Genomic DNA, 25,844 nt, shown 5'->3' on the forward strand with positions numbered 1-25,844 from the left:
GGATATGAGATGTCGCGTCGCAACGCGGTGCCAAGGTTTGACCGCAACTGCCGAGCTAGGAATTCGAAACATGCCCACTCTTCCGGATCTACTCGCCAGCGGCAATGCCTCGCTGTTCATTCCGACCGCCATCGTGCTCGGCGCGCTGCACGGGTTGGAGCCCGGCCACTCCAAGACGATGATGGCCGCGTTCATCATCGCGGTGCGCGGGACGATCGCGCAGGCCGTGCTGCTCGGCGTGTCAGCCGCGATTTCGCATTCGCTGGTCGTGTGGGTCGTGGCGCTTGGCGGCCAATATCTCGGGCGGAACCTGACCGCAGGCACGACCGAGCCCTATCTACAATTGGTCTCGGCGGTGATCGTGCTGGGCGTCGGGGTGTGGATGATATGGCGCACGCGGCGGGAGGCACACGAGGAAGCCGGGCATCACCATAACCACCATCATCATGACCATGACCATGACGACGTCCGCCGGATCGACACCGGCCATGGCTTCGTCACGCTCGAAGTGTTCGAAAACGGAGTTCCGCCACGCTGGCGCCTGCGCACCGAGCGCGGGCACGCCTGGGCCGCGAGCGATGTGCTCGTCGTGACCGAGCGGCCAGACAAGTCACGGCAGGCCTTCGCCTTTGTCGATCATGGCGACTATCTGGAAAGCATTGATGAGATACCCGAGCCGCACGCCTTTGCCGCGCGGTTGAGCCTTGGCCATGGTGGCCATACGCATGACTATGATCTCACCTTTACCGAGGATCATCACCATGCCGACCACGACCACGGCGATACGCTGAAGATCGGCGATGACGGCTATATGGATGCGCATGAGCGCGCGCATGCCAACGACATCCAACGGCGCTTTGCCGGGCGCACCGTAACCACCGGCCAGATCGTGATTTTCGGCCTGACGGGGGGGCTCATTCCTTGCCCAGCGGCGATCACGGTCCTGCTGCTGTGCCTTCAGCTTAAGCAATTCACGTTGGGGGCGATCCTGGTGCTGTCGTTCAGCGTCGGCCTCGCACTCACGATGGTTCTCGTCGGCGTGGCAGCGTCGCTCAGCGTTCGACATATCCAGAAGCGTTGGGCGGGCTTCGGCGCCTTTGCCAGGCGGGCGCCTTATGCCTCAGCGGCAGTCATGATCGTCATCGCGCTCTACATGGGCGTGTCGGGCTGGATCGGGCTGAGCGGCGGGCACTTGGCACTGGTGTAATCGACCTAGCGCGTGGTTGTCGCCGCCATCACCCGCAACACCGGTTTGCCGCCCACATTGCGCAGCGGAAAATAAACCCGGTGCGTTGCCGGATCGACCGCGACCATATGCGCATTATCGGCGAGCTTCGCCTCGCCAATCTTGTGCGGCACAGGCTCGCTTGTGTCGAACACCGAGACGATGCCGCTCTCGCCAGCCACATAAAGTCGCCGGAGCGAAAAATCCGCCGCCATCACGTCCGGCCCATCGGCAACGGATTGCACATCGAGCAGCTTGTGCTCGCGAAGCGAGAATGTCGCGAGCTTGGCATTGTCCTCGCAAGCCACATAAGCGAGGCTACGCGCGGGGTCGAGCTGAAGGCCGTGACTTCCTTCGCAACCCGTCAGCTTCCAGCGCCCGATCACGGCGTCCTTGGCGGGGTCGATCGCGACCAACTCGTTGTTCGTCTGGTCATTCGAGTAGATCAATCCATCGGCCGGGTTGAACTGCGTGTTGCCGACCTCGCCGCCGATCGGGATCAGCTTGAGCAGCTTGCTGGTCGCCGCATTGACGACCGCGACGGTCTTGCCGTGCTCATCCGACACATAGATTTTGTTGAGGCCCGGCATCCATGCCAGCCCGTCGGGATAATGACCGGCGGGCGCGCGAGCGACAACTTCCAGCGTTGCCTCGTCGATCGTGACCAGTTCGTCAGTGCCGGTCGCGGTTGCATAAGCGCGGTGCTGGGCCGGGATGGCGATGACCCCATGCACATGCGCAACATTGGGAATCGCCTTGACCAGCTTGTTGGTGTGCGTGTCGACGACGAGCACACGGCTGCCCGCCAGATCGGCGATGAACAAAAGGCCGGTCTCGGGGTCGAGGCTCTCATAGTCGTAACGCGAGGTCGGCACGCCCAGCGGCACATCAACGACCGTCCTCAACGGCAGCGGCGGCGCGGCCTGGCAGGCCGAGGCCGATCCGAGCGCGGTCAGGGCCAGACCGTAGCGCAGCACTGCCGTTCGCATCACGCCACCGCCTTGGCGAAGCAGCTATCCGCCGAGGTCCAATTGACTGCGCCCATGAAGGCATCGACATAGGCACCGGCCTTGGCGCCATAGTCGATCGCATAGGCATGTTCGTACATGTCGAGCGCAAGGATCGGCGTGCTGCCAGCGAGCGTCATGGTGTGATCGGCGGCCCATTGGTTGACCAGCCGATTGTCGCGATGGCTATAGGTCAGCAGCACCCAGCCCGAGCCGCCGCCCAGCGCCTTGCCCATCGCGACAAACTCCGCCCGCCAGCGGGCATCGCTGCCGAAATCCCGCTCGATCGCAGCGGCGAGCTGTTTGCCCGGTCGCGTCGGTGCGCCGAGCCCGGCGAAATAGAGCTCGTGCAGGATCATCGAATTCCAGGCGATCAGTTCCTCGCGCTTCAAGCCATTGAGGACGAACCCCGGAGCCGTCGCCGGGTCGAGCGCCGCGACCTGGCCACTGATCGCGCCCAGCCGCTTCACGGCGCCGACATAATTGTTGTCGTGATGGCTGGTCAGCAGCTTCTCCGAAAGGCCGCTGATGGTCTTGGGGTCGAACGGCAGCGGCACGGGCTGCGGCGCATAGCCGGTCGCCGCCGGCGTGGCCACCGATGGGGCAGCCATCGCCAGCCCCGGTAGCGTGACCGCGCTCGCCGATAAGGCAGCGCCTGCCGTCAACAGATTGCGCCGGTCGATCAAGCTGTCCTGCATTGTTTTTCTCCCATTGGATTGGCGTAATGGTTGCTCGCGTCAGTCATGCGACAACCCCAGCAAGAAACAGCGCAATGCCGGCAGCGGAGGCAGCGCCGAGCGTCGTGAAAATGCCGATCTTCAGGCGGAACATCGCAACGATCGCGGCAACCGAAATCGTCAATGCCCAAGGGTCGATGCTGGCCACAACCGGCACGTCAAAATGGACCGGCCCGACACCGAACAGCGTGACCGCACGGAAAATCGTGTGGATGGCGAACCAGACCGCGAGGTTCAGCACGACGCCGACCACTGCCGCGGTGATCGCCGACAGCGCGCCCGACAACGCCTTGTTGCCGCGCATCCGCTCGATGAACGGCGCGCCGAGGAATATCCATAAGAAGCACGGCACGAATGTCACCCAGGTCGCGAGCAGCCCGCCGAGCGTACCGGCGAGCAGCGGCGAGAGCATGCCCGGGTGGCGATAGGCGCCCAGGAACCCGACGAACTGCAGCACCATGATCAGCGGCCCCGGGGTGGTTTCCGCCATGCCAAGGCCGTCGAGCATCTCCTTCGGCGCGAGCCAATGGTACTGCTCGACCGCCTGCTGCGCGACATACGCAAGCACAGCATAGGCACCACCAAAGGTCACAACCGCCATCGCCGAGAAGAATGTGGCGATCTGGGTGAAGACATTGCCCTGGCCCAGCAGCAAGAGCAGTGCCGCGACGGGCGCGAGCCATAGCACCAGCCAGATCGTCGCCAGTCGCAGCGACTCGCCAATCGTTGGGCTGGCATGGGCCGGCAGTCCCTCGCCGAGCAACGTGTCGACATCGGCAACGATCGCACCTTTGCCGCTGCCATGCCCGCCGCCGACTTGGAACGCCGAAACGCCCGCGCGACCGCCGGCATAGCCGATCGCCCCGGCGCCCAGCACAATCAGTGGAAAGGGTACACCGAGAAAGAAGATCATCACGAAGGCGGTCGCCGAGAGACCGCGCATCACATTGTTCTTGAGCGACCGGCTGCCGATCCGCACCACTGCCTGCAAGACGACCGCCAGCACCGCGCATTTCAGGCCGAAGAACAACCCGGCCACCAACCCTACATGGCCGTAAAGGACATAGATCCAGCTGAGCGCCATTATCGAGAGGGCGCCCGGCAGCACGAATAATCCGCCCGCGACGATGCCGCCCCTCGTTCGATGCATGAGCCAGCCGATATAGGTTGCGAGCTGCTGTGCCTCAGGGCCGGGCAGAAGCATGCAATAGTTGAGCGCATGGAGGAAGCGGTGCTCACCGATCCAGCGTTTTTCCTCGACCAGAATGCGGTGCATTACCGCGATCTGCCCCGCAGGACCGCCGAAGGACAGCGCGGCGATGCGCAGCCACACCCAAAACGCCTCACCCAGCGAAACCGGCGTTGGCCGTGTTGAGTCGCGCCCGATATCGATCGCCGCCGTGCTCATGCCCGCACCTCTGTCCGACCCTTGGGCTGATGCGAAACCCAGTCGTGCGTCTCGCCGGTTGCGTCACGGCACCAGCGATAGAGGGCATCGTAGATCAACATCCCGGCATCGAGCTGCGCCAGATCGTTGCTGAACATGCGCGACAGCCCGAGCGACAGCGCGAGCAGCCCCGCCGCCTCAGGGACCAGATCAGGCCTGCCTGTATCCGCGCCGCGCACGATCGCTGCAAGACGAGTCAGCGCGGGGAAGCTAATTAGGCCGAGCCGATCGACCATCGTATCGAAGGTGCAGCGGTCGCCGTTATGGCTCCAAAGGACGCCGTCGCCCTCGACATCGAAAGGCACGGCGCCAAAGCGTTCTGCGACGCCCAACACCTCGGTTGGACTGACGAACAGGAACACCGCATTTGGGTCGACAAAGCGGCGGATGAGCCAGGGGCAGGCAATGCGGTCGACCTTGGGTCGCGCGCGGGTGACCCAGACGGTGCGGCCTGAGGTATCGCGTGGCGGGAGCGCCGCTTCATCGATCATCGGCAGGCCAGAGGCGGCCCAGCCCATCGCCCCACCGTCTAGCGCTTCGGCAGCTATGCCCTCGTGTCGCAGCCATGCCGCGACGCCCTCGCTCAGCTTTTGCCCCTTCTGGCAGACGACCACGACATTCCGGCCCGCATAGTCAGACGCCCAAGCCGAGACGTTGCCATGAGCCCTGCGGACGGAACCCGGCACCAGCCTTGGGTCAGCAGCAAAATCCTCGTCGGTCCGCACATCGACGATTGCGGGCGCATGCGGCAGGCCGATCAAGCGGGCGAGTTTATCGGCGGTAATGGCATTGGTGGCAGGCATGCGGCGTCCTCCGGATCATCAGGGACGCGATGCTTCGGCTGGCGCCTCATGGGGAGATCGCTGCCCCCATCGATCCATTGAGCAACGTGCGGATATGATTGTCAATGATGGTCTTTGGCGACCAGTGGAGTGGCCGATTTATGATGAACGCAGCACTCTATTGCCGTAAATTTCATCAATCCGAGCGTATTCAAGCGTCCCCAAAAAAGGGCGTGAGAGCCGAGAGGGCTCCCACGCCTCCCCTCGGGTCAGATGCCAAGCAGGCTGTTGACCCGGCTGATGATCTTGGGCGTCAATGTCGTCTTGGTGGATGCAGCAAGGGTCGTTTGCGCCGCGACCACCGCCTGCTGTGCCGCCGCCAGGCTCGCTTGATCGGATGCCAGTTGCTGCTGGTCGGCAGCAAGCTGCTTTTGCGCCGCCGTCAGCGCCGTTTGAGCGGCATTCACCGCGGTTTGATCGACCGGCGTTGTGCCATTCGCCTTGGTCAGCGCCGCCTGTGCGTTTGCCACAGCTTGATTATCGGCCGTGATCGTGGCCTGGTCATTAGCGACAGCCTGGGTATAGGTGGTAACCTTGGCATTGGCGCTGAGTGTTGCGGATTTATACTTTGCGAGCGCGCCAACCACCGACTTGGACGAAGCATGGGCAAGCGCCGTGTCGGACGCATGTGCGGCATTGAGCTTGCCGAGCAGCGAGGCCGCTTCGTCAAGACCCCGATTACCGTTACCAACCCCATGCGACCCAACCGAGGTCTGCGCGCTAACACTGGCATCGGCGGAAGCCCTGCCATTAGCGCTGCTCGGCGGCCCATGGGGAACCCCGGACGGCGGCCCATGCGGGACCGATGCCGGTGGTCCGGTCACGATGCTGGGCGGTGGCCCGAGCGGCACACCGGCCGGCGGCCCATGCGGCGGCCCTGCCGCAATCACCATATTAGCGCCACCCGCTGACAGCAGTGTTAGCGAGGCAGTGCCGAGCGTAATTTTCAAAGATCGCATCGTTGCTTCTCCTATATTCCCCGCTCGAAAGCTGATCATCGGAAGAGCGAAAGCCGGACACCACCGCCGACGCGCGGGCTGGCGCTGTTGAGGCCAGCCGTTCCGTAAAGGGTCAAGCCAAGCCGCCTGGCGAAGCGAAAGGTCGCATAAGGCGACACCACGGCCTGCCCGGTCAGCCCTATTGCGACTGGGTCGCGATAAGCGACGCTGACGCCATAGTTCTGCGAGGATACGGGCCTGAAGTTGAACCCACCTGACGCGGTAACGCCATTCTTGAGCGTGTAGGCCGCAGGGCTGCCAAGCCAGGAATAACCGATCGATCCCAACAGCGTCAGTTTTGGCGCAATTGACTTATAGAGGTTGGCACTCAGCGCGTAGTCGGCCTTGCCGGTCCCGATGCTGGTCGGTGCTGTAGGCACCTTGACGCCACCTGCCAATTCAATGGAGGGCAACGCGCCTTGTTCGCGGACCGCCAAATAGGCAGCCGAGAGGTTGAGATCGCCGACGCCCGAGCGCGACGTGACGGTGTTGTTGCGCGCATTCAATATGACGACGCCGCCAACTAGTTGCCCTGGTCCTTTGATGAACTCGTAAGGCAATGACGCTTGCAGCCGTAGCCGACCGAGCTGAGCCTTTGCGTCGAGCGGGATACTCCAAACGCTGGTATCGAGCGTGGCGCCGTAACGACCGATGGAATAGTCGGCGCCCGTCGCGAATTCGAAGCTCGAATTGGCCAGGAGGCCGGTTGATCGACCAGAGTCGCCCGCAGGCTGTGAGGCTTGTTGGCCGGCAGTCGGTGCGGCGAGATCGTCCGCAAGGGCTGGTCCGCCGGTCAGCGACAGGCCGCTTGCCAACGCCAGGATACAGTATCGTTTCATCGAGCTCCCTTCGGTCGTGTTATTGTCGGCCGCGGATCCGATGACCGAGAGATTTGCGGAGTGAATAAGCCACTCTCGATCAAAATCGCGCGCCACGACCGACACCGATTAGACGACCGGGGCAGACGGTTTCTTCCATCCGTGGTGCGAAAAAATGACGATCAGCGTGCGGTATCGGCGACCGCCACAATGCCGTTGCCAAAGTAGCGCCGGTCCGACGCTGGCTTTCGTGCGGCGCGGGCGAGATCGGCAATGGCCTGCCTGGCGGCTCGGCGATTGGGTTCGCCAACTCGATCGGCGAGGAGGCGACTGACTACGGGAGCTGCGAAAGAAGTGCCGCGCACCTGGGTCAAATGGCCTGTGGCGTCATAAACCTTGGCAATACCGGGGGCCGCAAAATCAACGCGCGAAACTCGGCTGGCCTCGGGCAGCAGATCGCCCCTATCTTCAATCGCCGTCACCGCAACGACGCCAGGATAAGATGCGGGAAAAAGCGGTTGTGCGGTCGCGCCGTCATTGCCGACCGGCGCTACGATCGTATAGCCTTGGCCGATCAGCCGTTCGGTCACCAGCCCCACAACCGGGTTGGCGGGACCCACCATACTGACGTTGATGACGGGCACGCGCTGATCGGCCATCCAGCCTAGCGCGCGCACGAGCAGTTCCGATGTGCCGCCATGCGCGGTTTGGCCGAAGATGTCGGCAGCATAGATTGTAACCTGCCGAGCAGCGGCCCCGCGCATCAGCAATTGAGCGACAGCAGTGCCGTGCAAAGCGCCAACGGCATCCGCACCGGCAAAGGCTCTCTGGACTATATGTGCCCGATTGGCGGACACGAAGCCAGGCACGATGCCGGTATCGACCATGCCGATCCTGGCCGGGCCAATTCTGGCCGAGCTATCGGTTTGCCTTTGGGATAGGGGTAAATGGGCTTTTTCTTTTCCGCGGCCGCTGCTCTCGAACATGACGTGGTTGAGCGACAGCACGGCGGTCGGCATCAGTCGGCGCAGCTGCCTGGCGGCTTCGATGGCAGACAGATCGTCGCGATGCACGACGACAATATCGGCGCCCACGACAGGCAGGTTCTCGCGCCGCTCGATTGCAAAACCTGCGCGACTGGCGCGGTCCACCTCCCTGGTATCGGCGACGAGAGCCAGCACCTCGCCGCGCACGGCAAGGGCACCGTTTCGATCAAGCTCGTAACGGCGTGGATCGGCTTTCGCCAACATCTCCGCGCGGCGTTGCTCCGGCTCAGCCAGGCGTCTCTCCTCGAGCGCACGCTCCCATCCTGGCGGTTGGGTGTGTGCGTTCTCGCCTGCCCATGCAGGCCGTCCGTGGCCGGGAAAATCGGAAAGATCGCCCGGCCGATTGCCGGGCTCGGCGATGGGAGGTCGGCCGACACCACCACCCGGTGGGCCACCGCCCCGGCTTTGGCCCAAGGCCATCGAGCCAGCGACGGCCGTGGCGACCAAACCCATCAGCCAGACCCGAACACGCTGCGGCAATCGAGAATCCTTTCCGTGCTTGCGCCATAGCGCTCCACGATATTGCGCAATAATGCGTCTCTTAAGGACGAAACGACCGAGCCCGGACGTTTCTTCCCTATAAGGGGTTCGCTTTGTCTGACGTGAGGACCGAAATCGTCAAGCTGCTGCCCCGTTTGCAGCGACTTGCCTGGGTGCTGGCACGACACCCGTCGGACAGCGAAGACCTGGTGCAGCGAACGGTGGAGCGCGTTCTCCAGCAAGGGATCTATACCGCACCGATCGATCGTTTTGACTTGTGGATGTTCCGGATCATGAAGAATCTTTGGATAGACCAAGTTCGACAGCGCAACCGCTGGAAGGGCGTTGTTGAACCGATCCCGGATGATAATGACATCGGTGACGGGGGGGCTATGGCCGACGACGTGCTCGACCAGGCCGAGCTGGCCCGGCTCAAAAACATGGTGGAGAATTTACCCGAAGATCAGCGGCTGGCCATTAAGCTCGTGTTGCTGGGGGGCCATTCTTATGCTGAAGCCGCCGCGATCCTGGAGATCGCCGAAGGAACCCTGACCAGCCGGCTTGCCCGAGGGCGAGCAGCCCTACTGAAACGATATTCGGAAGTGGGCACCAGACATTGAGCGACATATCGGATGAAGACGTCGTTGCTTTCGTCGACGGACGCATGGACCCTGCTGCTCGGACAGCTTTCGCAGCTCGGATGGCGACCGATACCGAACTGGCAGGACGGATAGCGGCGCATCGATGGCTGTCACGACAGATTGTTGCGGCCTTCGGCCCCCCGCCGGTAGCCGACCTGACGGTTCCCCTCCGTGCGGCGCTCGGCTTGGGAAGTCTCCCCCTCCGAGGCCGTCGACCTTTCCGGCTGCCCAACGCCGTGCTTGCCTTGGGGATGGCCGCGACCCTGGTCGTTGGCGTCCTAATCGGCAGCACCACGATCGGACCGCCGCAGACCATCGTGCGCGTAGCGGCGAATGGCGAAATCGCGGCGACCGGTGTGCTTGCCGATGAGCTCTCAAAGCAGCCGTCTGGCACGGCGGGGCCCGTTTCGATCGGTATGACGTTCAAAACAGATCAAGGGATTTGTAGGACTTTCGAGATTTCGGAGGAGTTAAGCGGGCTTGGGTGCCGATCAGGGAGTAGCTGGTCGATACCAGTATTGGCACATGATCGTTTGGGCGAACCCCACGGGCGCGACTATCGGCTGGCGGGCAGCGCAATGTCGCCGGCTGTCGCCGCCGAGGTCGAACGACGAATCATAGGAGACCCGTTGAGCCCGGCAGACGAAAAAAAGCTGCTAAGTCACTTCTGAACAATGCGGGGACTAGATTGTGGCCGCGTTGAAGCGGACAATCGGCTCATGCCGGCACTAACCGCCCCGCCCAACGCCCAACTTCGCCAGACGGTCAAATGGGTCGCTTTGCTGAACCTCGCCTATTTCAGCGTGGAATTCGCGGTGGCACGAAAGATCGGGTCGGTCTCGTTGTTCGCGGATTCGGTCGATTTCCTGGAAGACGCATCCGTCAATCTCCTGATCCTGCTCGCGCTAGGTTGGACGGCAAGGGCGCGGGCGCGCGTGGGGATGCTCCTTGCCGTGCCGCTGCTCGTCCCCGCCTTCGCGACGTTGGCCACTGCCTGGACCAAATTCACGCATCCCGCTGCGCCCAACCCGTTATCCTTGTCCGTGACGGGTCTCGGTGCTCTTGGCATCAACCTCAGTTGTGCATTCATGCTGGCGCGGCATCGCCACCATCGAGGCAGCCTGACCCAGGCGGCGTTTCTGTCCGCCCGCAACGATGCGATCGCGAACCTTGCCATCATCGCGGCCGGCCTTGTCACCGCATTGCTCTGGCATTCGGTATGGCCTGATCTTGTGGTTGGCCTGGCGATCGCGCTCCTGAACGCCGACGCCGCCCGGGAAGTTTGGACCGCTGCGCGCGCCGAACACAAGGCCAATGCCTGATCGCTGACGAAGGCGGACACGGCTCGATGGCGCTGCCGATATGCCTGGCCGATCCGCAAAGATCGAACAGACCGCTCGCGCACTCCTGCGCCAGCTCGACATGCGAGCCGCGCGATGTCGGGCGTGCCGCGATGTAGCGATCGAAGTCCACCGGCCGAGCACCGCCAAGAGCCGGCTCGCCATCATCGACCGCATCGAGATCGACCAACTTGCCGAGTCGATGGTGCGATGCGGACATCCTGCCAATGAACCACAGCCACGCCGCGCATGTCCCGCAACGGTGCAGCGCTCGACAGGATGAATCGGCGCGCAACGCGGACCGCGAAGCGCTAAATACCCAGAATATATCCAGAATATATGACAATGAGGCCGAGCGATGGCTGACTTCTGTTGCAAAACAGGAGCGTCTTCATGGTCGCGCGTCTTCCCATCCCGCCGCTCGTCGCACGGGATTTGCCTTCGGTCGACAGCCTCGGCAATCCGGCTTTATTCGCCTGGGAAATACTCCGGCGCCGGGTCGACTATGCATCAACTGTAACCATGCAAGACGCCGAACCGGTCCTGCACGCGCAAGGCACGATCGAGTTTCTAATCGGGACCGAGCCCGATCCGCCCTGGGGCCTGCAATTTCGCCGAAGAACCAACCCGCACGGCCGACAAGGCGCGGCTTTTCTGGCATCCCGCCCTCGACCCGACCGTCCTTGTTGTCGACACAGCGCCTGCCAATGCTGATGACCGCGGCGCATTCGACCTGGCGGCCTTGCCCGTCCCGGCTGTGCATCTGAAGACCCGGTCGGGCGGGGAGGAAGTGCTGATCGGGTCCGGCAGTTCGGCGATCCGCCTGAGCATTGCGTCCGGCACGCTGCTCAGTGAGCCGGTCAGGCTTGCCTATCGCCTCGCCGGCACCGACCAGCTTGTGCTGCGCGCGCTGGCGCTGCACCGGCTGGCGATGTTTTTTCGGGACCGGCGCGTCCCGGCACCTCTCTTCCCGGTCAGCGCCAAGGCGCGCCGCCAGGCAGACCTGTTGCGAGTGCTCGACGTGCTGGCTGCGACATCAAGCCATCGCGCGGTTGCCGAAACTCTGTTCGGTGCGGCACTCGTCGCGCGAGATTGGACCGGTGGCTCGGATTATTTGCGAAGCCGAACGCATCGACTGATCCGCCAGGCCCGACGGCTCGCCGCCGATGGCCATCTCGCCCATTTGCGCAGTGCCTTTCGCTGACCCACCGGCCGCTCGGGCGCGGTGAGATCGCTCAGTTCTTGTCCTTGCGCCCGCCGCGATTGACCATGCGTTGTCGCAAGGTGCCGAGCCCGATCGATCCTTTCCGACCGGCGAGCCAGTTCTCCAGAAATCGCTCGCGATCGTCGAGACGCGCACCCAAATCCTTGAACAATCGATCGAAGCCACCAGCGAGATTCGGCGGATCGAGATAGGCGATGTCACCGCCACGATCGGCGGTAAACTCCTCGAAATACATCATCATGATCATGCAGAATTTGGTGTCGGCGCAGTCGAGCGCGAGGTTGGGCTGTCTGAACAGGGCCCCCAGCAACAGGGCGAATGGATCGGAGTCCGTTGCCTCGGCAAAGGCGAACAGGCGTTCATGGGTGAGCGGGCCGCGACCGGACTCGAACTCCTGATAGGTTCTGAGCGGCATGCCGAGCGCTGTCGCCGTTTCGCCGGCGGTCAGGCCGCGCTTCTTGCGGATCGCGCGCAGGGATTGCGTGAGGATGCGCACACCGGTGTCGACCTCGATGAACGCATGCCTCATGCCATGACCCTCAGCGCAATACCGGCTACCCGCTTGCCTCGGGCTGCGCCCGCGCCGACGGCAAGCCTCGGGATTATAGACATAATCCGAGGCCGGCTGTCACCAAACTGTTATCTATTCGGCCCGTCCCGGAGATGCAGCATGCCCTTGGGCATCCACCGGATTCGTCCATCGCCCGCAGGAGACATGTGTCCCGCCCGCGAGACCCGGCGTCACGCCGCGCGGCAAAGATGCGCGGGCCTGACCGAAAGCGCCGGCTCCGGCCTCGCGAATAGACAGCTTCGCGGTCGTTGAACGAGTATCGCGGTCGAGGAGGACCGGCGATGCAGCACCGGGTGGAGCGCGCCAAGTTCGACGACCTCTATGCGCAGGTCTCGGCCCAGCTGGTCGACGGCCGCTATCGACCGGGCGACCGGATCAACTTGAAGGAGCTGTCGACGCGCCTTGCCGTCAGCGTAACGCCATTGCGCGAAGTCCTGTCGCGGCTGGTCGGTCGCGGCGTCGTCACCGAGCGGCGATCCGAAGGCTATTACCTGGCCCGGCTCGACGCGCGCGACATCGGCGACCTGTATCGGCTTCACCTCACATTGTTAACGAGCGCCCTCGACGCTGCCCCCGCAATTGGGCCGGCTGATCCGCCCGATAATATCTGGAGCATCTTTCGCGCTATTGTGGTTCGGTCGGGTAATACCATCCTTGCCGATGCCCAGGCGTATCTCGACGATCGACTGATGCTGCTGCGGCGTAGCGATATCGCCCTGTTCGGTGACGGCACCGACGCGATGATCGCGTTGAAGCGCGCCCTCGGCAGTCGTGACTGGCGCGCGGCGATGGAGCGGTGCCGCGTCTTTCACGACGAGCGGATCGCCGCAGCCGCCGACCTTGCCTTTCATTTCGGTCGCGGCGCAAGTCGATGAATATATCAGAGATATAGCTTGGATGATGTTTTCGACGAGCGCGCAATGCCGGGCGCCGTGAACGAGTCGCGGCAAACCCTACGAAAGGAACTCACCATGACCAAGGAGCAGAAAGTCGAACCCCGCCTCATCAAGCTCGGCTCAGCGCGCCGCCAGACCAAGGGCACGCCGATCGGTGCCAAGCAGGAAATGCTGGTCGGCTATTTCGACTGAAGCGCGACACGGGCACCGGTGCCGCTTCGGCCCGGTGCCCCAATTGCCGATGCTGGCATGACCGCCTCGACCGACCCCTTGTTCGACACGATCGATCTGGCCGCCGGCGTTCACGCCGTCGGCCTGACCGACGGGATCGTCATCCTCGATGTCAACAGCGACGCCTATTACTGCGTCTACGAACCGGGCCGTTCCGAACAAGGCGGCGCGCCGCCCAACCCTGCGCTGCGCTGCGCCAACGGCTGATCGACGAGGGGCTGGCAACCGATGCTTGCCATGAGCGCTGCACGCCGGTGCAACCTGTCACGCCGTTCTGGCGCGAGACTGGTAGCGAGGCCGTTCCCCCCGTCGGGCTCGGTGCGATCATGCGCTTCGTTCGCGCGTTGCTGGCGGCGGCATGGCGTTATCGGCGATCGTCCCTCGCGCAGCTGATCGCCGCAGCCGGGCGACCGCTCACGCGGCGGGCACCGTCCAACCTCGCGGTTGCGACCGCTCAATTCGACCGGCTCTGCCTTTGGCTCCCGTTGCGCGACCGGTGCTTGTTCAAGTCCTTTTTCCAGCTCGAATTCTACCGCGCCTATGGGGTGAGTGCCGATTGGGTGTTCGGCGTCTCGCTCTTTCCGTTCCATGCGCATTGCTGGATCGCCGACGGTGACCTGTTGCTTGGCGAGCGCCTCGGCAAGGTCGAAGGATTTTCCGTCATCCTGCGCGTTGAAGGTGGGCCACCATGAGCGGCTATGTCGCCTGTCGCTGGCCTGTCGAGGACGTGGCCGCCGACCGGGCCGCCGCCAGGATCGAGCGAACCGCGCGCAAGCTTGGATGGCGGTCGCTGGTCGATGCCGAGGGTTGGCGTGTCTTCGCGGCTACCCGTGGCCCCTTTGCCGGTTACGCGCCGGTCGGGCCGCGCACGATCGTGATCGGCCGTCTCTTCGATCGCGACGCGACCGACCATGGTGATGTCGCCGACGGCCGGTTGCCGACCGGCTCGCCGAACTTTGCGGTGCTGTGCGATCATCTGACCCGAAAGTGCTGGGGCGGTTACGTGGCGCTCGGCATCGACGAGGGCGATCCGTCGCGGCTCGACATCTATCGCGATCCGGTCGGCATGCTCGATTGCTGCCAGTGGCGCTCGGGCGCGCTGACGATCGTGAGCTCCAAGCCCGAGGCCTTCCTCGCCGATGCGCCGCCCGATGACCTGGCAATCAATTGGGAAGGCGTCGCGACGCTGCTGCGCTTTGCCGGCGCAGCCGGCGACGCGCTGCCGGTTCGCGGGGTCACTGCCGTCCCGCCCGGCCTGCGAGTCGAGCTTTCCGCGGCGGGCATTACGACGCATCGCCACTGGTCACCGGCGTCCTTTGCGCGCTTGTCCGCACCGAATTCTTCACGCGCCATTGGCACGACGATCGATGCTTGCATCCGTGCCTGGGCTGCGACCAGCAAGGTCACGATCGCCGAATTGTCGGGCGGCCTCGATTCCGCGATCGTCGCCGAAAGTCTCGCGCGCGCCGGTGCGCCGGTCGCCGGATGGTTTCATTACCATGCGATCGATCGCGACGGCGACGAGCGTCTCTATGCCCGAGCCGTTGCCGACCATCTCGGCCTCGACCTTACCAAGACGTTTGTCGGCCGTGGCGTTATCGATGCGGCCCTGATGGCTGATATGCCCGTCACATTGCGCCCCAATGTCGCCAGCCTGAGCTTCGTCCATGATCGCAACCTCGCGGCCCGCGGCCGGGCGCTCGGTGCGGATACGTTGATGACAGGCCAGGGCGGCGACGCGCTTTTCTACCAGCCCGCGACCCCCATGATTGCCGCCGATCTCTGGCGCGATCCTCGTCCATGGTTTGGACAAGGTGCGGTGCTCATCGACCTCGCTGCCTGGACCGGATCGTCGGTATGGTCGGTGCTTGCTGCGGCACTTCGTGCGCGGCTGGCGCCGACGCCGTTTGCCGTTCCCAATTATCGCATCGACCTCGTCTCTCCCGACATGCCCGGCATCTCACGCCCCTTGCCTTGGCTGGACAACACTGCCGACCTGCCGCCGGCCAAGCAGTTGCAGATTCTCAACCTCGCCGCCGCGCGCGGGGCGTTCGGCGGCTCCTGGTGCGCGTCGGCGATGACCGTGCTCCATCCGCTGATGTCGCAGCCGCTCATCGAACAGTTCCTGCCGATCCCGGCGCTCGACTTGACCCAAGGCAAGCGCGACCGCGCGATGGTCCGCAACGCCTATCATGAACGCTTGCCCGAGATTTTGCTCGACCGGCGCAGCAAAGGCTCCCTGACGCCATTCTTCGGGCGCATGCTGGCATCGAGCGTCCCGTTCCTGCGCGACTATCTGCTCGACGGCGTCTTGGTGCAGCACCACATCCTCGACCGCGATCGCACCGCAGCGACCCTCGATGCCGATCGCATCATGCAGGTCAATTGCTACACGGAATTGCTCGTGGCGTTGCTGATGGAACGTTGGGCACGAGCGTGGACAGACGTGAGGCAGATCGCTTCTCGTGGGACGCTTTGACAGCGCATGTCACGACGCGGGAGTTTGTTGTCAGGCTCTCTGCGAAACCGCAAACGCGCTCAAGCCTTCGTGCATTGCGCGACAAGCCGGAACAGATAATCTTGCTCATTGGGCCTGCCGGGAGACGAGTCGATGCGTTGGGGAGCGGTTGTATCGATTGCGATGATTTTGCTCGCTCCAGCCGCGGCAGAAGCGCGTCACTATTCCCACCATCACGCTGCCTATGGCAGATATGACGCATCGGGCAGCTATTACACGGCCCGAAGCGGCCATCGCGTGCATCGCCCGGTGTTCAGCCGCGCAGTTCCCGCTGGCGCGTCTGCACGGTGCCGGGACGGTACATGGAGCTTCAGTGAAAGCCATCGAGGTAGCTGCTCGCATCATGGAGGAGTCGATCGGTGGCTATGAAGAGAGGGAGAGCGAGTATGCGCAAGTCAGGGTTTATCGCGCTTGGGGCCGTTATAGGGTTGGGCATGGCGGGCGCCGCCAACGCCCAAGCCGCCAGGCATTACGATTGCACCAAGCCGGGGAATGCCACCAAGGCGGCCTGCAAGACCGCGGCAAAACCCCTTCCGGTCGCGACACCCGTGCCCAAGGCTATCCCAGCCGCTAAGCCGACCACTGCCGCACGCAACTATGACTGCTCGAAGCCGGGCAACGCGAACAAGGCCGTGTGCAAAGGAAAGGCTACGCCCGCCGCACCGGCGGTAGCCGCCTCGACCAAACCAACAACCGCCTCAAAACCCACCGCGACAGCAGCCGCCGTTACCAGGCCGAGCACCGCGACGGGCCAGAACACCAACCCCGGTGGTCCCAATGGCGCGACCGCCAAATGCAAGGACGGCTCGCTGAGCTTCTCGAAGCACCGTTCGGGTACGTGCGCCGGCCACAAGGGTGTGGCGCAATGGTATTGAGCTGACGAGGGTGATTGGCCGTCCCGTCGAAAGACGGGCGGTCAACGCCGGTCGTCGTCGACCCGATCATAGGCAAGCTCGATCCAGTGGGGCGGGTCTTGGTCGCCCGCTGAGGGCAGTTCCTTGTGGAGCACCAATGCCCAGCGCTCAAGCCAGTTGAGCCCGTCCTTGCCGACATAGCGATCGGGCGTGCGATAGGCTGGATCGGCCATTACTTGGTCGAGGCGGGACGGCTGGAGGTGCGCCCGGCGAAAGAGCTTGGCGAGCTGGTCGAGCGCGTCGGCATTCAGCCGCGTGCAGTGAAGCAGCATAACGTGGGCAATGTTGCGCCCGAACAGGACGCGCGCGCTGCGTTGCGACCATTCGATGCGAATGGCGGTATAGGCAAGATATTCCGCCATGATCCGTTTCTGCAGCGGTCGATCATGCCGCGCGACCGCATCATCATAGGGCTCAGCGAATTCCCAATCGTCCGCATCGATCGTCACGGGGGCGATGCGATAGCCATGTCTTTCCAACCCCTCGTCGATTGCGCCCTTGGCGGCGGCCGGGAAGCCCGTCTCCAGGTACGGGTGTCGGAACCAGCGAAGCGTTTCCCCCTTGGCAGCAAGCAGCGAACGGGTCACAGGCTCGCCGCGCTCGATATCGGCAACATAGGCAGCCGCTGTCACGTCGGTTGCCGATTCATGCGAATAACTGTGATTACCGAGGCCCATTCCCGCATCGACCCAGCGGCGCAGATTGGCCACCTGCCGCTCGCGTTGAAGCTCATCGAGCTTGCCTTCGTTGACGAAGCCGATCGCCGGAAAGCGATGCTGAACGAGCTTGCGCAACAGCCGCGCATTGACTGAATCGACATAGGCCTGGTCGTGGGACAGCGTCAGCGCGGGCAAGTCGTCGAAGGTCAGCGCCACCCGGCCGTCTTCGGCGCGGGCTGGAGCGCCCGCCAGTGCCACCCCCGCCACAAGCGAAAAAGCAGCGATCGCGGCGCCCAAGCGCCACGGCGTTCCGTCAACCAGCACCCTTCCCCCCGATTAAGTTCGCTGCGCCCCCCACCCAGCCTCATGGGACGGATTGCCATGGCGGCACAAGACCGGCGCAAACCCGCCCTCTAGCTCACATGCATTTGGTGAATTGGCCCTTCTTGGGCCCGGAAGCGACATGGCACTTGCCGGTCTTGTCCTTGGTCACCCCTGTCGCCGGCTTGGCGGCCGTTGCCGGACACTTGACGAACCTGCCCTTGGCATCGCGGCACGGTGCCGCAAATGCCGGGGTAACAGCGATCGAAATTGCCGCGACAGTGACGATGAATTTACGCATGTCGGTCCTCCCTTGGAGAGCCCGATCATGCCGATTGTCGACCGATACGCAACCGACGTCATCGAGCGCGGCTGTCCTACCCAGCGTCAACAGAGTAGCAAGTCGGTATGCAACAGTCCCAAGACCCCGACGATCCCCCTTGGCGCCGGCGCGCCCGCGCCATGGAATTCTGGGCGATCACCGCCTTCGTCGCCGGATCCTTTGTTTACGGCGTCATCGCTGCAGTCGTGGCAATGCTGATCAAGGGATGACCGCTGCAGGAGGTGCTGCGCGCCTCGATCCCGTTCCGCTGAAATGCTCGTCGAACCAGGCAAAGACCCGGCCATAAGCGTCGCGGACATTGGCAGGGCTCATCAGCACATGGCTCTCGCCCCAATAGGTCAAGAGTTGGGCGTCCTTGCCCTGGCGGTACAGCACCGAGAAAAGCTGCTCGGCCTGGTCGATCCCGATAAAGTCGCAATCGCTGCCGATGATCAGCATCGGCGTTGTGATGCGGTCGGCGTGATAGACCAGGCTGTTGGCCGTGTAGATCGACGGATTGCTCGACGGCGTGGCGCCCAGATGCGGCTGACCGGTTTCGGTCCAGCCGGCCCAAGGGAGAATGCCGAGACCATAGCCCGGCTGCATTCGCGTCTGGAGCGCGAAGCTTCCCTGGAAGGCCGCGAAGTCGTAGATCCCGCTCGACACGACAATCGCCTTGAACCGGTCCGTCTCGGTCGCAATCGTCGCACTCGTATAGCCGCCATAGCTATGGCCCCAGAGTCCGAGCTTGTCGGGGTCGACCAGGCCCCGCGCGATCACCGCGTCGGCGGCCGCCAACACCTCGCTCGCAAAGTCGAACGGCTGTTGGTCGCTGGCGGGAAGATCGGGCATGCTCGGCAGCAGAACGGCATAGCCGTGCCCGACAAGGGCGGCGACATTGGTATAGGTCCGCCCGACGCCCGGATTCCATAAGCCGGGCGCGGTGTCGCCGAAGACCGTGCCCGCATAGGGAATGACAATGAGCGGCGGCTTGGCCGATCCCATTGCCGCCTTGGGCAGATAGAGCCAGCTGGTCACTGTCGCGCCCGACGGCACCTGATGCCGCACCGGGATCGGCGGGCTGATGTCGAGATCGGCAAGCCGCGCGTTGAGCGTCGCAACCTCGCGCGCTGGTCCGTCTGGCGATGCGACCAGGAGCCGCGAGACGCCATTGTTGGCGACGTCCTCGACCACAACTGCCTGTTGCTCACGGCTCGCGGTGACCGGTCGCGCCGCACCGATCGCATCGACAATCAACGGTCGGGTCGATTGCCCGGCGAACGCCACCGCGATCCCGGTCGCAGTTTTGCGCCAGGCGACCAGATTGGCGGAGCCGCTCGCCTTGATTGAGCCCGATCCAGCATCAATGATCCCGTCGACGCCGGTCACGACCGGGCGCGGCACGCTCGAGCCAAGCGGCCAGGCACCATTGGCCGTCAGCATGACCGGCGTACCGCTTGCTGTCAGGCGCGCCGACGGCCGATCGATCCTCGCGGTCAGGTTCGCGGCGCTTGCGCGTCCCAACGCATACCAGTCGGCGCGCGCCGCCTTTGCCGATCGGCCGAACAGCAATGGCCGGTCGCCGAGCCAACCCAAGGCGACGCTGTCATAGCTACCACGCTGCGTAAGGATATCGGGCACGACGTCGTGGAGCGGTACCGCCGTTGCGGTGCGTCGCGCCAAGTCGGCAACCCAGGGCGCGCCGCTGGCCCAAGGCCCCGCCGACGGACGCGCGAAGAACAGGAGCTTCTCGCCCTTGGGCGCCCAGACCGGTGGTGCGAAGGGCAAGTCGCAGGCAGGGCACGGCGTCCACATCTCGCCACGCGCGAGATCGAGGAGACGCAGCCGGCGGCGCCTTACATCGTCCGAATGGCGGATCAGCGCGTTGCCCGTCACCGGGATCGGGTCGGCTTGCTCGGTCAGCGATACGAAACGCCGGTCGGGCGACAGCGTCAGCGTCTCGAAATCGCCCTTGGCAAGCCCCTTGGCGGCGCCCGTTGCCACGTCGAGCCTTACCAGCGTGACCGGGGCCGCCGGTGGCGTGACGGACACGTAACGCCCGCTGCCGATCGACGTGACCGTCGCGACCTTGCCTGCCCGTTGATCCTGCCAGAGACGAGCGAGCCTTGCCTGGTCCTCGCTGTCGCGGCGGATGACCCAGGGGGGTGTCGTGCCGGCGGCGGCCAAGGCGATGAGCGCATCTTCCGACAGCCAGGCGAGCGTCGGCCGGAACGCCGAATAATCGGGCGCAAGGTCGAACCAGCGGACCGCGCCCGTCGCCAGCGTCACGACGCCCAGGGTCCAGCGATCCCCGTCGAGCCGCCCGACCGCCAGTCGCGTGCCCTCGGGCGAGAAACCGAGCATGATCGTGCCCGCCTTGCCGTCCCTACCGTCCGCCTCGGGCAGCAGCAGCGTCGCCGGGCCGGGACGGGCGAGATCGACAAGGTAGAGCCGCGCCCGCCGCACATCCATTGCATCGAGCTCGAACCGGTCAATTGCTTCGAGCGCCACTTGCCGCTCGAACACCAGCCACCGCCCGCCTGGCGCGACCTCGACCTTGCCGAGCCCCTCAGCCGCGAGCATGTCGTCGACCGCGTACGACCGCGCGGCGACCGGCGTCGCCGCGACAACCAGAACCAGCGCGGCAACCTGCCGCAGCTTGCGCAAGCCAATCGTCATGATCGTTACCAGCGCTTGGTCAGCTGGAGCGAGACATAGCGCCCGAGCGGGTCGGCATTGGCGGCGTCGTAGCCGACCCCGACGGGTGAGTCGTAGAAAGGTGGCGCCGCATCGAACAGGTTGCGGACCGCAAGCGCGATCGACACGCCGCTCAGCGCACCCGCCTTTCGGGGCACGGCATAGCCGATCTCGAGATCGACTGTCTTCCAGGCGCGGATCGGCTTTCCCGACAGATCGCGATAGGGCGCGACATAATTGAGGCCGACCAGCGCATTGGCCGGTCCCTGATGCCAGCCGAGGCTCAGCCGTCCGCGCAGGTCGACCGGCTGGCCGACATGGTTGAGCCGCTCGACCGATGTCGAGGTCGGGGTCACTTGCTCGCGGTAGCGCAACAGATAGGAACCGTTCGCCGCGACGACGACCTCGCTGGCGCCCGCCGGGATGGTATAGCTCGCCGCGACATCGATGCCGCTCACATCGACCTTGCCGGTATTGACGTAGCGCGTGTCGACGATCGCCGCGAAGCTCGTCGGCGGGAAGCTGTTGCCGCCGACAAAGGCGGGGTCGTTGAGGAGCGCGGTGACCCGTTGCAGGTCGGCGGCACTGGTCAGCGGCGACACCTGCTGGACGAACGGCGCCAGCGTCGGGTCGGCCAGTGCATTGGCGAAATTGGCGCTGGCGGGCGTCCCGACGCGCTGCTTGAACACCGTCTCGAACCAGGTGGCGGTGAGTTTCAAATGCGGGATGGCCTTGGGATCCAAGTCGATCCCCGCCGTCCAGCTTTCGGCGGTTTCGGGCTTGAGCCCGGGATTGCCGCCCGAGAGTTGAATGACCGGCACGCTCGCACCATTGCGGCTCAGCGTCGTCACCGAATAGGCCTGCGGATCGCGCAGCTCGCGCAAATTGGGCGCGCGGAACGACGTGCCATAGCTGGTCCTGACCGTCACGCCCTCGACCGGCACCCAGCCGATTCCGACCTTGGGATTGGTGGTGGTGCCGAAATCGTCATAATGCTCGATCCGGCCGGCCAACGACACATCGAGCCGGTGGACGAAGGGCATCGCATTGCCGGGTCCGACCAGCGGTACCTGGAGTTCGGCGAACCCCGCCTCGATCAGCCGCGAGGCCCGGACATTGGCGGTGGCGAGCGGCTTGACCGTCGACAACAGGCTCTCGCCACTGCGGCTGAACGTCTCGCGGCGAACGTCGCCGCCGACCGCGAGCCGGACCGGCCCGCCCGGCAGCGTGAACACCGCGCCATCGGCATCGACATGGCCGGTAAGCACACCGCTCAACGTTCGCGAGCGCGAATAGCCCTCGCCGACGAAATCGAGGATCGCGCGCGAATTGGAATGTCCCGTGCCATAGGGGTTGAAGAAGCCCTGCACCGCAGTGCTGAACGGCGTTGCCGGATTGTCGGGGATCACGCCCGTCGCTTCGGCGAGCGCGGTCGTGTTGACGAGGTTGCGCGATTCGTTGAACTCGCGCTCCTGCGCGAACGCCGCATAGCTCCTCAGTTTCCAGTTATGCCCGAGATCGGCGTCGAGCCCGAGCGATGTCGCGAAGGCTTGCGCTGTCCCATGCGTGTCGGTCGGTCCGAGTTCGGGTGCCAGCGAATAGGCGATGAGGTCCGACGGCGCGCCGGTCGGCGACACGAAATAGGGATTGGTCCGCGAAATCTGCACGATCGCGAGCGAGCCCGGCAGCCGCGCGTCGAAGGCGCGATGCGAATAGCGAATGTCCGCGCTCAATTTGACGCTGGCGCCGATCACCTGGGTCAGGGTCGCATAGACGCTGTGCCGCGTCTGGCGCGGGATGAGATCGGTATCGATCCGTGAATTCTGGAGATTGGCCTGGCCGGCGATAAAGTCGCCCGGCCGCAGGTTACGGCCATCCTGGCCGGGCGGAATGGCATAAGCCGCGCCGAACGCGCCGGTCACAGGATTGATGCCGAGCACATTGCCCGGCAGGCTGAAGATATTGCGGTGGTCGGTGCCGCCGAACGGGCGCGAATCCGCCGACCGGGCATAATCCCGGTCGGCGCTCGCCAGCCGGCCGCTGTCCTCGAACTCGTAGGACAGCATCACGCCACCCGTTGCCCATTGCTTGCCGAGCGTCTGGTCGATCTGGACGTCGCGCTTGCCGCCTTGCGCCACGCTGCCGAACCGCGCCCGCGTCTCCGCGCCGCTGAAGTCGCGCCTCAAGAGGATGTTGACGACGCCGCCGACCGCATCCGACCCATAGATCGCCGAGGCGCCGTCGAGGAGCACTTCGACCCGGTCGAGCGCGCCCGTCGGAATGCTGGTGACATCAGCGAACGCCCCCTTTGTGCCCGAGCCGCCCAGCCGCTGGCCATTGACAAGGACCAGCGTCGCGCCTGCCCCCAGGCCGCGCAGATTGACGCCGGTGGCAAAGCCGCCATTGCTCGCGGTCGTATCGGCAAAGGCAAGGGTGCTCTGCTCGGTTGCCGTGCCCCCGAAATTGCCGGGCAGCGCCTGGAGCGCCTGTGCCACTGTCGCGAACCCGCGCCGGTCGAGCTCGTCGCGCGTCAGCCGTGTGACCGGCGGCGATCCCGCCGCGCCGCCGCGCAAATGCGTGCCGGTGACGACGATGTCCTGGTCGAGCGGCGGGTCGCCCGCGGGGTCGGTGGGCGCAGTCCGGCTCGCGGTTTCAGTCGCCACGCCGGGCTTGCCGCTGCCAGCAACCGACTGATCCGAAGGGGTGGCAGTGCGCGGCGTCGCCACCGGCTGGTTCGCAGCACCGGATGCATTGTCGGGCGCGCGACGACCCGTGCTGCCCGCGTGCAGCACGATCGTCCGAGGGCCGACGCGCTCGGCGACGAGGCCGGTGCCAGCGAGCAGGCGCGCCAGCGCCCGGTCGGCACGAAGCCGACCGTCCAAGGCCGGCGTTTGCAGTCCCGCCACGAGATCGCTCGCATAGAGCAATTGCTCGCCGGTGATCGCCGCATAGGCGGTAAGCGCGTGGTCGAGCGGCCCTGCCGCGATCCGGAAACTATAGACCGCCGGTGCCGGTTCGGCATTGGTGGCGGCCGGTGCCGTCGCCAGTGCGAGCGCGATCGCGCATCCGCTCGCCAGATCGATCCGTCCCCGAACCTTGCGCCACGTCATCCTGGTCATCCTCATCCCCCTTGTTCTCTTGCCCCCCGGTCGAAGCCGGGGGTGCGGAACAGGGGACGCGCCGGCATGGCCGCAACCCTAACTGGTCGAGGAATCTTTTCTTGCAGCGGCCCGGTCGACCAGGCGAACCGCGCCATCGGGATCGCGGACTGCGTCGAGCGGCAGCACTGCCGTTGTCGCCGCGACGAAACTGTCGATGTCGCCGACATCGAACGTCCCGCTCAACCGCGCGTCCGCGAATTGCGGCGCGTCGAGCTCGACCGGATGCGTCGTGTAGCGATTGACCTCGCCGAGCGCGCGGCCGAGCGTCCAGCGGTCGAGCACGATCCGCCCGCTTTTCCAGGCGGTCGCCGCGGCCGTGTCGATCTTGTGCACGACCAGCGTCTTGTCGGCGCCGAGGGCCAGCTGCTGCCCGGCGGCGAGTATCGTCGGCTGGGCGGTTGGCGTCGCGACGCGGACACTGCCCTCGACCAGGGTCACATCGACCGCGCCGCCGTCGCGGCGCACCCCGAACTGCGTGCCGGTCGCCTGTACCTGCGCGTCACCCGCCGTCACGCGGAATGGCCGCACGCTGTCATGCGCGACCGTGAAAAAGGCCTGGCCCCTGGTGAGAACGACGCGGCGCTGGTCGCGGTCGAAGCTGACCACGACGCGCGTATCGGTATCGAGCGTCATCTTCGAGCCGTCCTCGAGCGCGATCATGCTCTGCTCGCCGACGCGGGTCGCATAGGCATTGCTGGCCGGCTGCACCAGCCAATAGGTGATGCCGCTGCCGAGCAGCACTAGCAGCACTGCCGCCAGCGCGGCGACTGCCGGCTTGAAGGGCGAGGCGAACCAGCGCTGGCGCGGCGCGCGATCGACCGCGGCCTCGGTCGCCGCCCGGATCGCCGGCCGGTCGGCAAGATCGCCAGCTTGCTCCCAGACGCGCTCGACCGCGGCGAAGGCTTCGGCGTGGCGATCCTCGCGCCGCCAGTCGAAGAATTGCTGGAGCGTGGTGCGCGATACCGGCAGCGATTTGAGGCGCGCGAACCATTCGGCGGCTTCCGCCTCGGCTGTGTCCTCGCCGTGCTGTTGGGTTCCAGTCATGACCGGCGCCATCTAGCTCCGCAGCCTGCTCGTACAAAATGCCAGAGCCTTGCCCATGCGCCACTCGACCGTCTTTACTGAGATGCCGAGCCGCGCTGCAATCTCCGCGTTGCTCATATGCCGAAACCGGCTCAAAGCGAAGACATCTCGATAGATTTCCGGCATCGCGAGGATCAGCCGCTCGAGTTCGAGCAGGGCTTCCTGCTCGGCAAGGCCGGGTGCCGGGCCGTCATTGTCGGCGGCTTGGATCGCGCTTTCCCGGTGCCGGGCCCGGACCGCCTCGCGGCGCTTGCCGTCGCGGAAGACATTGGTCGCGGTCTGCGAGAGGAACGCCCTGGGATGGACGATCACCGTCGCGGGCTGGCGCGCGGCGCGCAGATAGGTGTCCTGAACGATGTCGTCGATGTCCGCCGGCTGCGCGCGCAGCCGGCGGGCGAGGAAACCGCGCAGCCAGCCGACATGGCGACGGAACAGGTCGTCGATAGAGGGCTCCGCTACCCCAGCTTCGGAAATCTTGTGTGGAAATTCTCGTACGGGCCTCACAACCTAGCTCCGCTAATGCTTCAGCGGCGGCATCAACGTGAAGGAGGCTAAGCCGCAGCAAACCAACAATATCCCGTTCTGGGATATTCCAAAAGAGGATTTAGCGAACTGTGCTTTGGCGAAAGAAAGCACATGTCGAGGTCGGTTTTCACACATCGCTA

At 64.8% G+C, this 25,844-nt stretch carries 25 protein-coding genes; 11 read left to right on the forward strand and 14 right to left on the reverse strand.

All coding sequences use genetic code 11. The annotated features are described in order from the left end of the window. The first annotated feature begins 70 nt into the window (after positions 1-70). Positions 71-1,207 carry a nickel/cobalt efflux transporter gene (locus ACLB0R_RS06890; RefSeq protein WP_416642537.1) on the forward strand — a complete coding sequence of 379 codons (1,137 nt, stop codon included), beginning with the start codon at positions 71-73 and terminating at the stop codon, positions 1,205-1,207. Positions 1,208-1,212: 5 nt separating this feature from the next. Here the strand turns inward: ACLB0R_RS06890 and ACLB0R_RS06895 are convergent, their stop codons facing one another. The 7 genes from ACLB0R_RS06895 to ACLB0R_RS06925 all read right to left on the reverse strand — a co-directional run bounded on the left by ACLB0R_RS06895 (position 1,213) and on the right by ACLB0R_RS06925 (position 8,324). Further along, complete coding sequence (locus tag ACLB0R_RS06895) at positions 1,213-2,217, reverse strand: YncE family protein (RefSeq protein WP_434953794.1); 1,005 nt, start codon at positions 2,215-2,217, stop codon at positions 1,213-1,215. Continuing rightward, entirely contained in the window at positions 2,214-2,930 is a 717-nt protein-coding gene (locus ACLB0R_RS06900) for a superoxide dismutase (protein ID WP_416642539.1), read from the reverse strand. The genes ACLB0R_RS06895 and ACLB0R_RS06900 overlap by 4 nt, the downstream gene beginning before the upstream one ends. A gap of 43 nt (positions 2,931-2,973) precedes the next feature. Beyond that, the gene (chrA, locus tag ACLB0R_RS06905) at positions 2,974-4,377 is read right to left on the reverse strand and encodes a chromate efflux transporter (protein WP_416642540.1); all 1,404 of its coding nucleotides are present in this window, start codon (positions 4,375-4,377) and stop codon (positions 2,974-2,976) included. After that, entirely contained in the window at positions 4,374-5,219 is an 846-nt protein-coding gene (locus ACLB0R_RS06910; RefSeq protein ID WP_416642541.1) for a chromate resistance protein ChrB domain-containing protein, read from the reverse strand. Before ACLB0R_RS06910 ends, chrA begins: the two co-directional genes overlap by 4 nt. Positions 5,220-5,467: 248 nt before the next feature. Further along, positions 5,468-5,845, reverse strand: a complete 378-nt coding sequence (locus tag ACLB0R_RS06915; protein ID WP_434953795.1) for a hypothetical protein — start codon at positions 5,843-5,845, stop codon at positions 5,468-5,470. Between the two features lie 407 nt (positions 5,846-6,252). Next, on the reverse strand, positions 6,253-7,191 hold the full coding sequence (locus ACLB0R_RS06920; RefSeq protein WP_416642543.1) for a transporter: 939 nt from the start codon (positions 7,189-7,191) through the stop codon (positions 6,253-6,255). Positions 7,192-7,256: 65 nt separating this feature from the next. Then, positions 7,257-8,324, reverse strand: coding sequence for a S8 family serine peptidase (locus ACLB0R_RS06925; protein ID WP_434953796.1), 1,068 nt, complete (start codon positions 8,322-8,324; stop codon positions 7,257-7,259). A 398-nt stretch (positions 8,325-8,722) separates the two neighbouring features. Between ACLB0R_RS06925 and ACLB0R_RS06930 the strand changes: the two genes are divergently transcribed. The 4 genes from ACLB0R_RS06930 (at position 8,723) to ACLB0R_RS06945 (ending at position 11,785) form a co-directional block, all read left to right on the forward strand. Continuing rightward, a complete protein-coding gene (locus ACLB0R_RS06930; protein ID WP_416643033.1) occupies positions 8,723-9,220 on the forward strand; it encodes an RNA polymerase sigma factor in 498 nt (165 codons plus the stop codon). Between the two features lie 272 nt (positions 9,221-9,492). Then, positions 9,493-9,912 carry a hypothetical protein gene (locus tag ACLB0R_RS06935; RefSeq protein WP_434953797.1) on the forward strand — a complete coding sequence of 140 codons (420 nt, stop codon included), beginning with the start codon at positions 9,493-9,495 and terminating at the stop codon, positions 9,910-9,912. Between the two features lie 108 nt (positions 9,913-10,020). Beyond that, a complete protein-coding gene (locus ACLB0R_RS06940; protein WP_434953798.1) occupies positions 10,021-10,563 on the forward strand; it encodes a cation transporter in 543 nt (180 codons plus the stop codon). A gap of 760 nt (positions 10,564-11,323) precedes the next feature. Then, a complete protein-coding gene (locus ACLB0R_RS06945; RefSeq protein ID WP_416642547.1) occupies positions 11,324-11,785 on the forward strand; it encodes a DNA -binding domain-containing protein in 462 nt (153 codons plus the stop codon). A 31-nt stretch (positions 11,786-11,816) separates the two neighbouring features. Here ACLB0R_RS06945 and ACLB0R_RS06950 read toward each other — a convergent pair whose 3' ends face one another. After that, positions 11,817-12,335, reverse strand: coding sequence for a helix-turn-helix domain-containing protein (locus ACLB0R_RS06950; protein WP_416642548.1), 519 nt, complete (start codon positions 12,333-12,335; stop codon positions 11,817-11,819). A gap of 323 nt (positions 12,336-12,658) precedes the next feature. Here ACLB0R_RS06950 and ACLB0R_RS06955 point away from each other — a divergent pair, with 323 nt between their 5' ends. The 6 genes from ACLB0R_RS06955 to ACLB0R_RS06980 all read left to right on the forward strand — a co-directional run bounded on the left by ACLB0R_RS06955 (position 12,659) and on the right by ACLB0R_RS06980 (position 16,897). Next, a complete protein-coding gene (locus ACLB0R_RS06955; protein ID WP_416642549.1) occupies positions 12,659-13,252 on the forward strand; it encodes a GntR family transcriptional regulator in 594 nt (197 codons plus the stop codon). Positions 13,253-13,522: 270 nt separating this feature from the next. Continuing rightward, positions 13,523-13,711 carry a hypothetical protein gene (locus tag ACLB0R_RS06960; protein ID WP_416642550.1) on the forward strand — a complete coding sequence of 63 codons (189 nt, stop codon included), beginning with the start codon at positions 13,523-13,525 and terminating at the stop codon, positions 13,709-13,711. A 47-nt stretch (positions 13,712-13,758) separates the two neighbouring features. Then, positions 13,759-14,196 (forward strand): lasso peptide biosynthesis B2 protein, encoded by a 438-nt coding sequence (locus ACLB0R_RS06965; RefSeq protein ID WP_416642551.1) that lies wholly within the window; start codon positions 13,759-13,761, stop codon positions 14,194-14,196. Next, positions 14,193-15,983, forward strand: a complete 1,791-nt coding sequence (locus tag ACLB0R_RS06970) for an asparagine synthase-related protein (protein ID WP_416642552.1) — start codon at positions 14,193-14,195, stop codon at positions 15,981-15,983. Before ACLB0R_RS06965 ends, ACLB0R_RS06970 begins: the two co-directional genes overlap by 4 nt. 162 nt (positions 15,984-16,145) lie before the next feature. Then, positions 16,146-16,391, forward strand: coding sequence for a DUF3761 domain-containing protein (locus ACLB0R_RS06975; RefSeq protein WP_416642553.1), 246 nt, complete (start codon positions 16,146-16,148; stop codon positions 16,389-16,391). Positions 16,392-16,408: 17 nt separating this feature from the next. Then, the gene (locus ACLB0R_RS06980; RefSeq protein ID WP_434953799.1) at positions 16,409-16,897 is read left to right on the forward strand and encodes a DUF3761 domain-containing protein; all 489 of its coding nucleotides are present in this window, start codon (positions 16,409-16,411) and stop codon (positions 16,895-16,897) included. A gap of 41 nt (positions 16,898-16,938) precedes the next feature. On the opposite strand, the gene ACLB0R_RS06985 is transcribed toward ACLB0R_RS06980, so the two are convergent. The 6 genes from ACLB0R_RS06985 to ACLB0R_RS07010 form a co-directional block, all read right to left on the reverse strand. Then, positions 16,939-17,853 carry a polysaccharide deacetylase family protein gene (locus ACLB0R_RS06985; RefSeq protein ID WP_434953800.1) on the reverse strand — a complete coding sequence of 305 codons (915 nt, stop codon included), beginning with the start codon at positions 17,851-17,853 and terminating at the stop codon, positions 16,939-16,941. A 160-nt stretch (positions 17,854-18,013) separates the two neighbouring features. After that, the gene (locus ACLB0R_RS06990; protein ID WP_416642556.1) at positions 18,014-18,217 is read right to left on the reverse strand and encodes a hypothetical protein; all 204 of its coding nucleotides are present in this window, start codon (positions 18,215-18,217) and stop codon (positions 18,014-18,016) included. 240 nt (positions 18,218-18,457) lie between these two features. Next, positions 18,458-20,917, reverse strand: a complete 2,460-nt coding sequence (locus ACLB0R_RS06995) for an alpha/beta hydrolase family protein (protein WP_416642557.1) — start codon at positions 20,915-20,917, stop codon at positions 18,458-18,460. A gap of 5 nt (positions 20,918-20,922) precedes the next feature. Beyond that, on the reverse strand, positions 20,923-24,054 hold the full coding sequence (locus tag ACLB0R_RS07000; protein ID WP_416642558.1) for a TonB-dependent receptor: 3,132 nt from the start codon (positions 24,052-24,054) through the stop codon (positions 20,923-20,925). A 78-nt stretch (positions 24,055-24,132) separates the two neighbouring features. After that, complete coding sequence (locus ACLB0R_RS07005) at positions 24,133-25,140, reverse strand: FecR family protein (protein ID WP_416642559.1); 1,008 nt, start codon at positions 25,138-25,140, stop codon at positions 24,133-24,135. Positions 25,141-25,152: 12 nt separating this feature from the next. Beyond that, entirely contained in the window at positions 25,153-25,683 is a 531-nt protein-coding gene (locus tag ACLB0R_RS07010; RefSeq protein WP_416642560.1) for an RNA polymerase sigma factor, read from the reverse strand. Positions 25,684-25,844 lie beyond the last annotated feature (161 nt).

The organism is Sphingomonas sp. GlSt437 (assembly GCF_048015635.2).
Taxonomy (GTDB): Bacteria; Pseudomonadota; Alphaproteobacteria; order Sphingomonadales; family Sphingomonadaceae; genus Sphingomonas.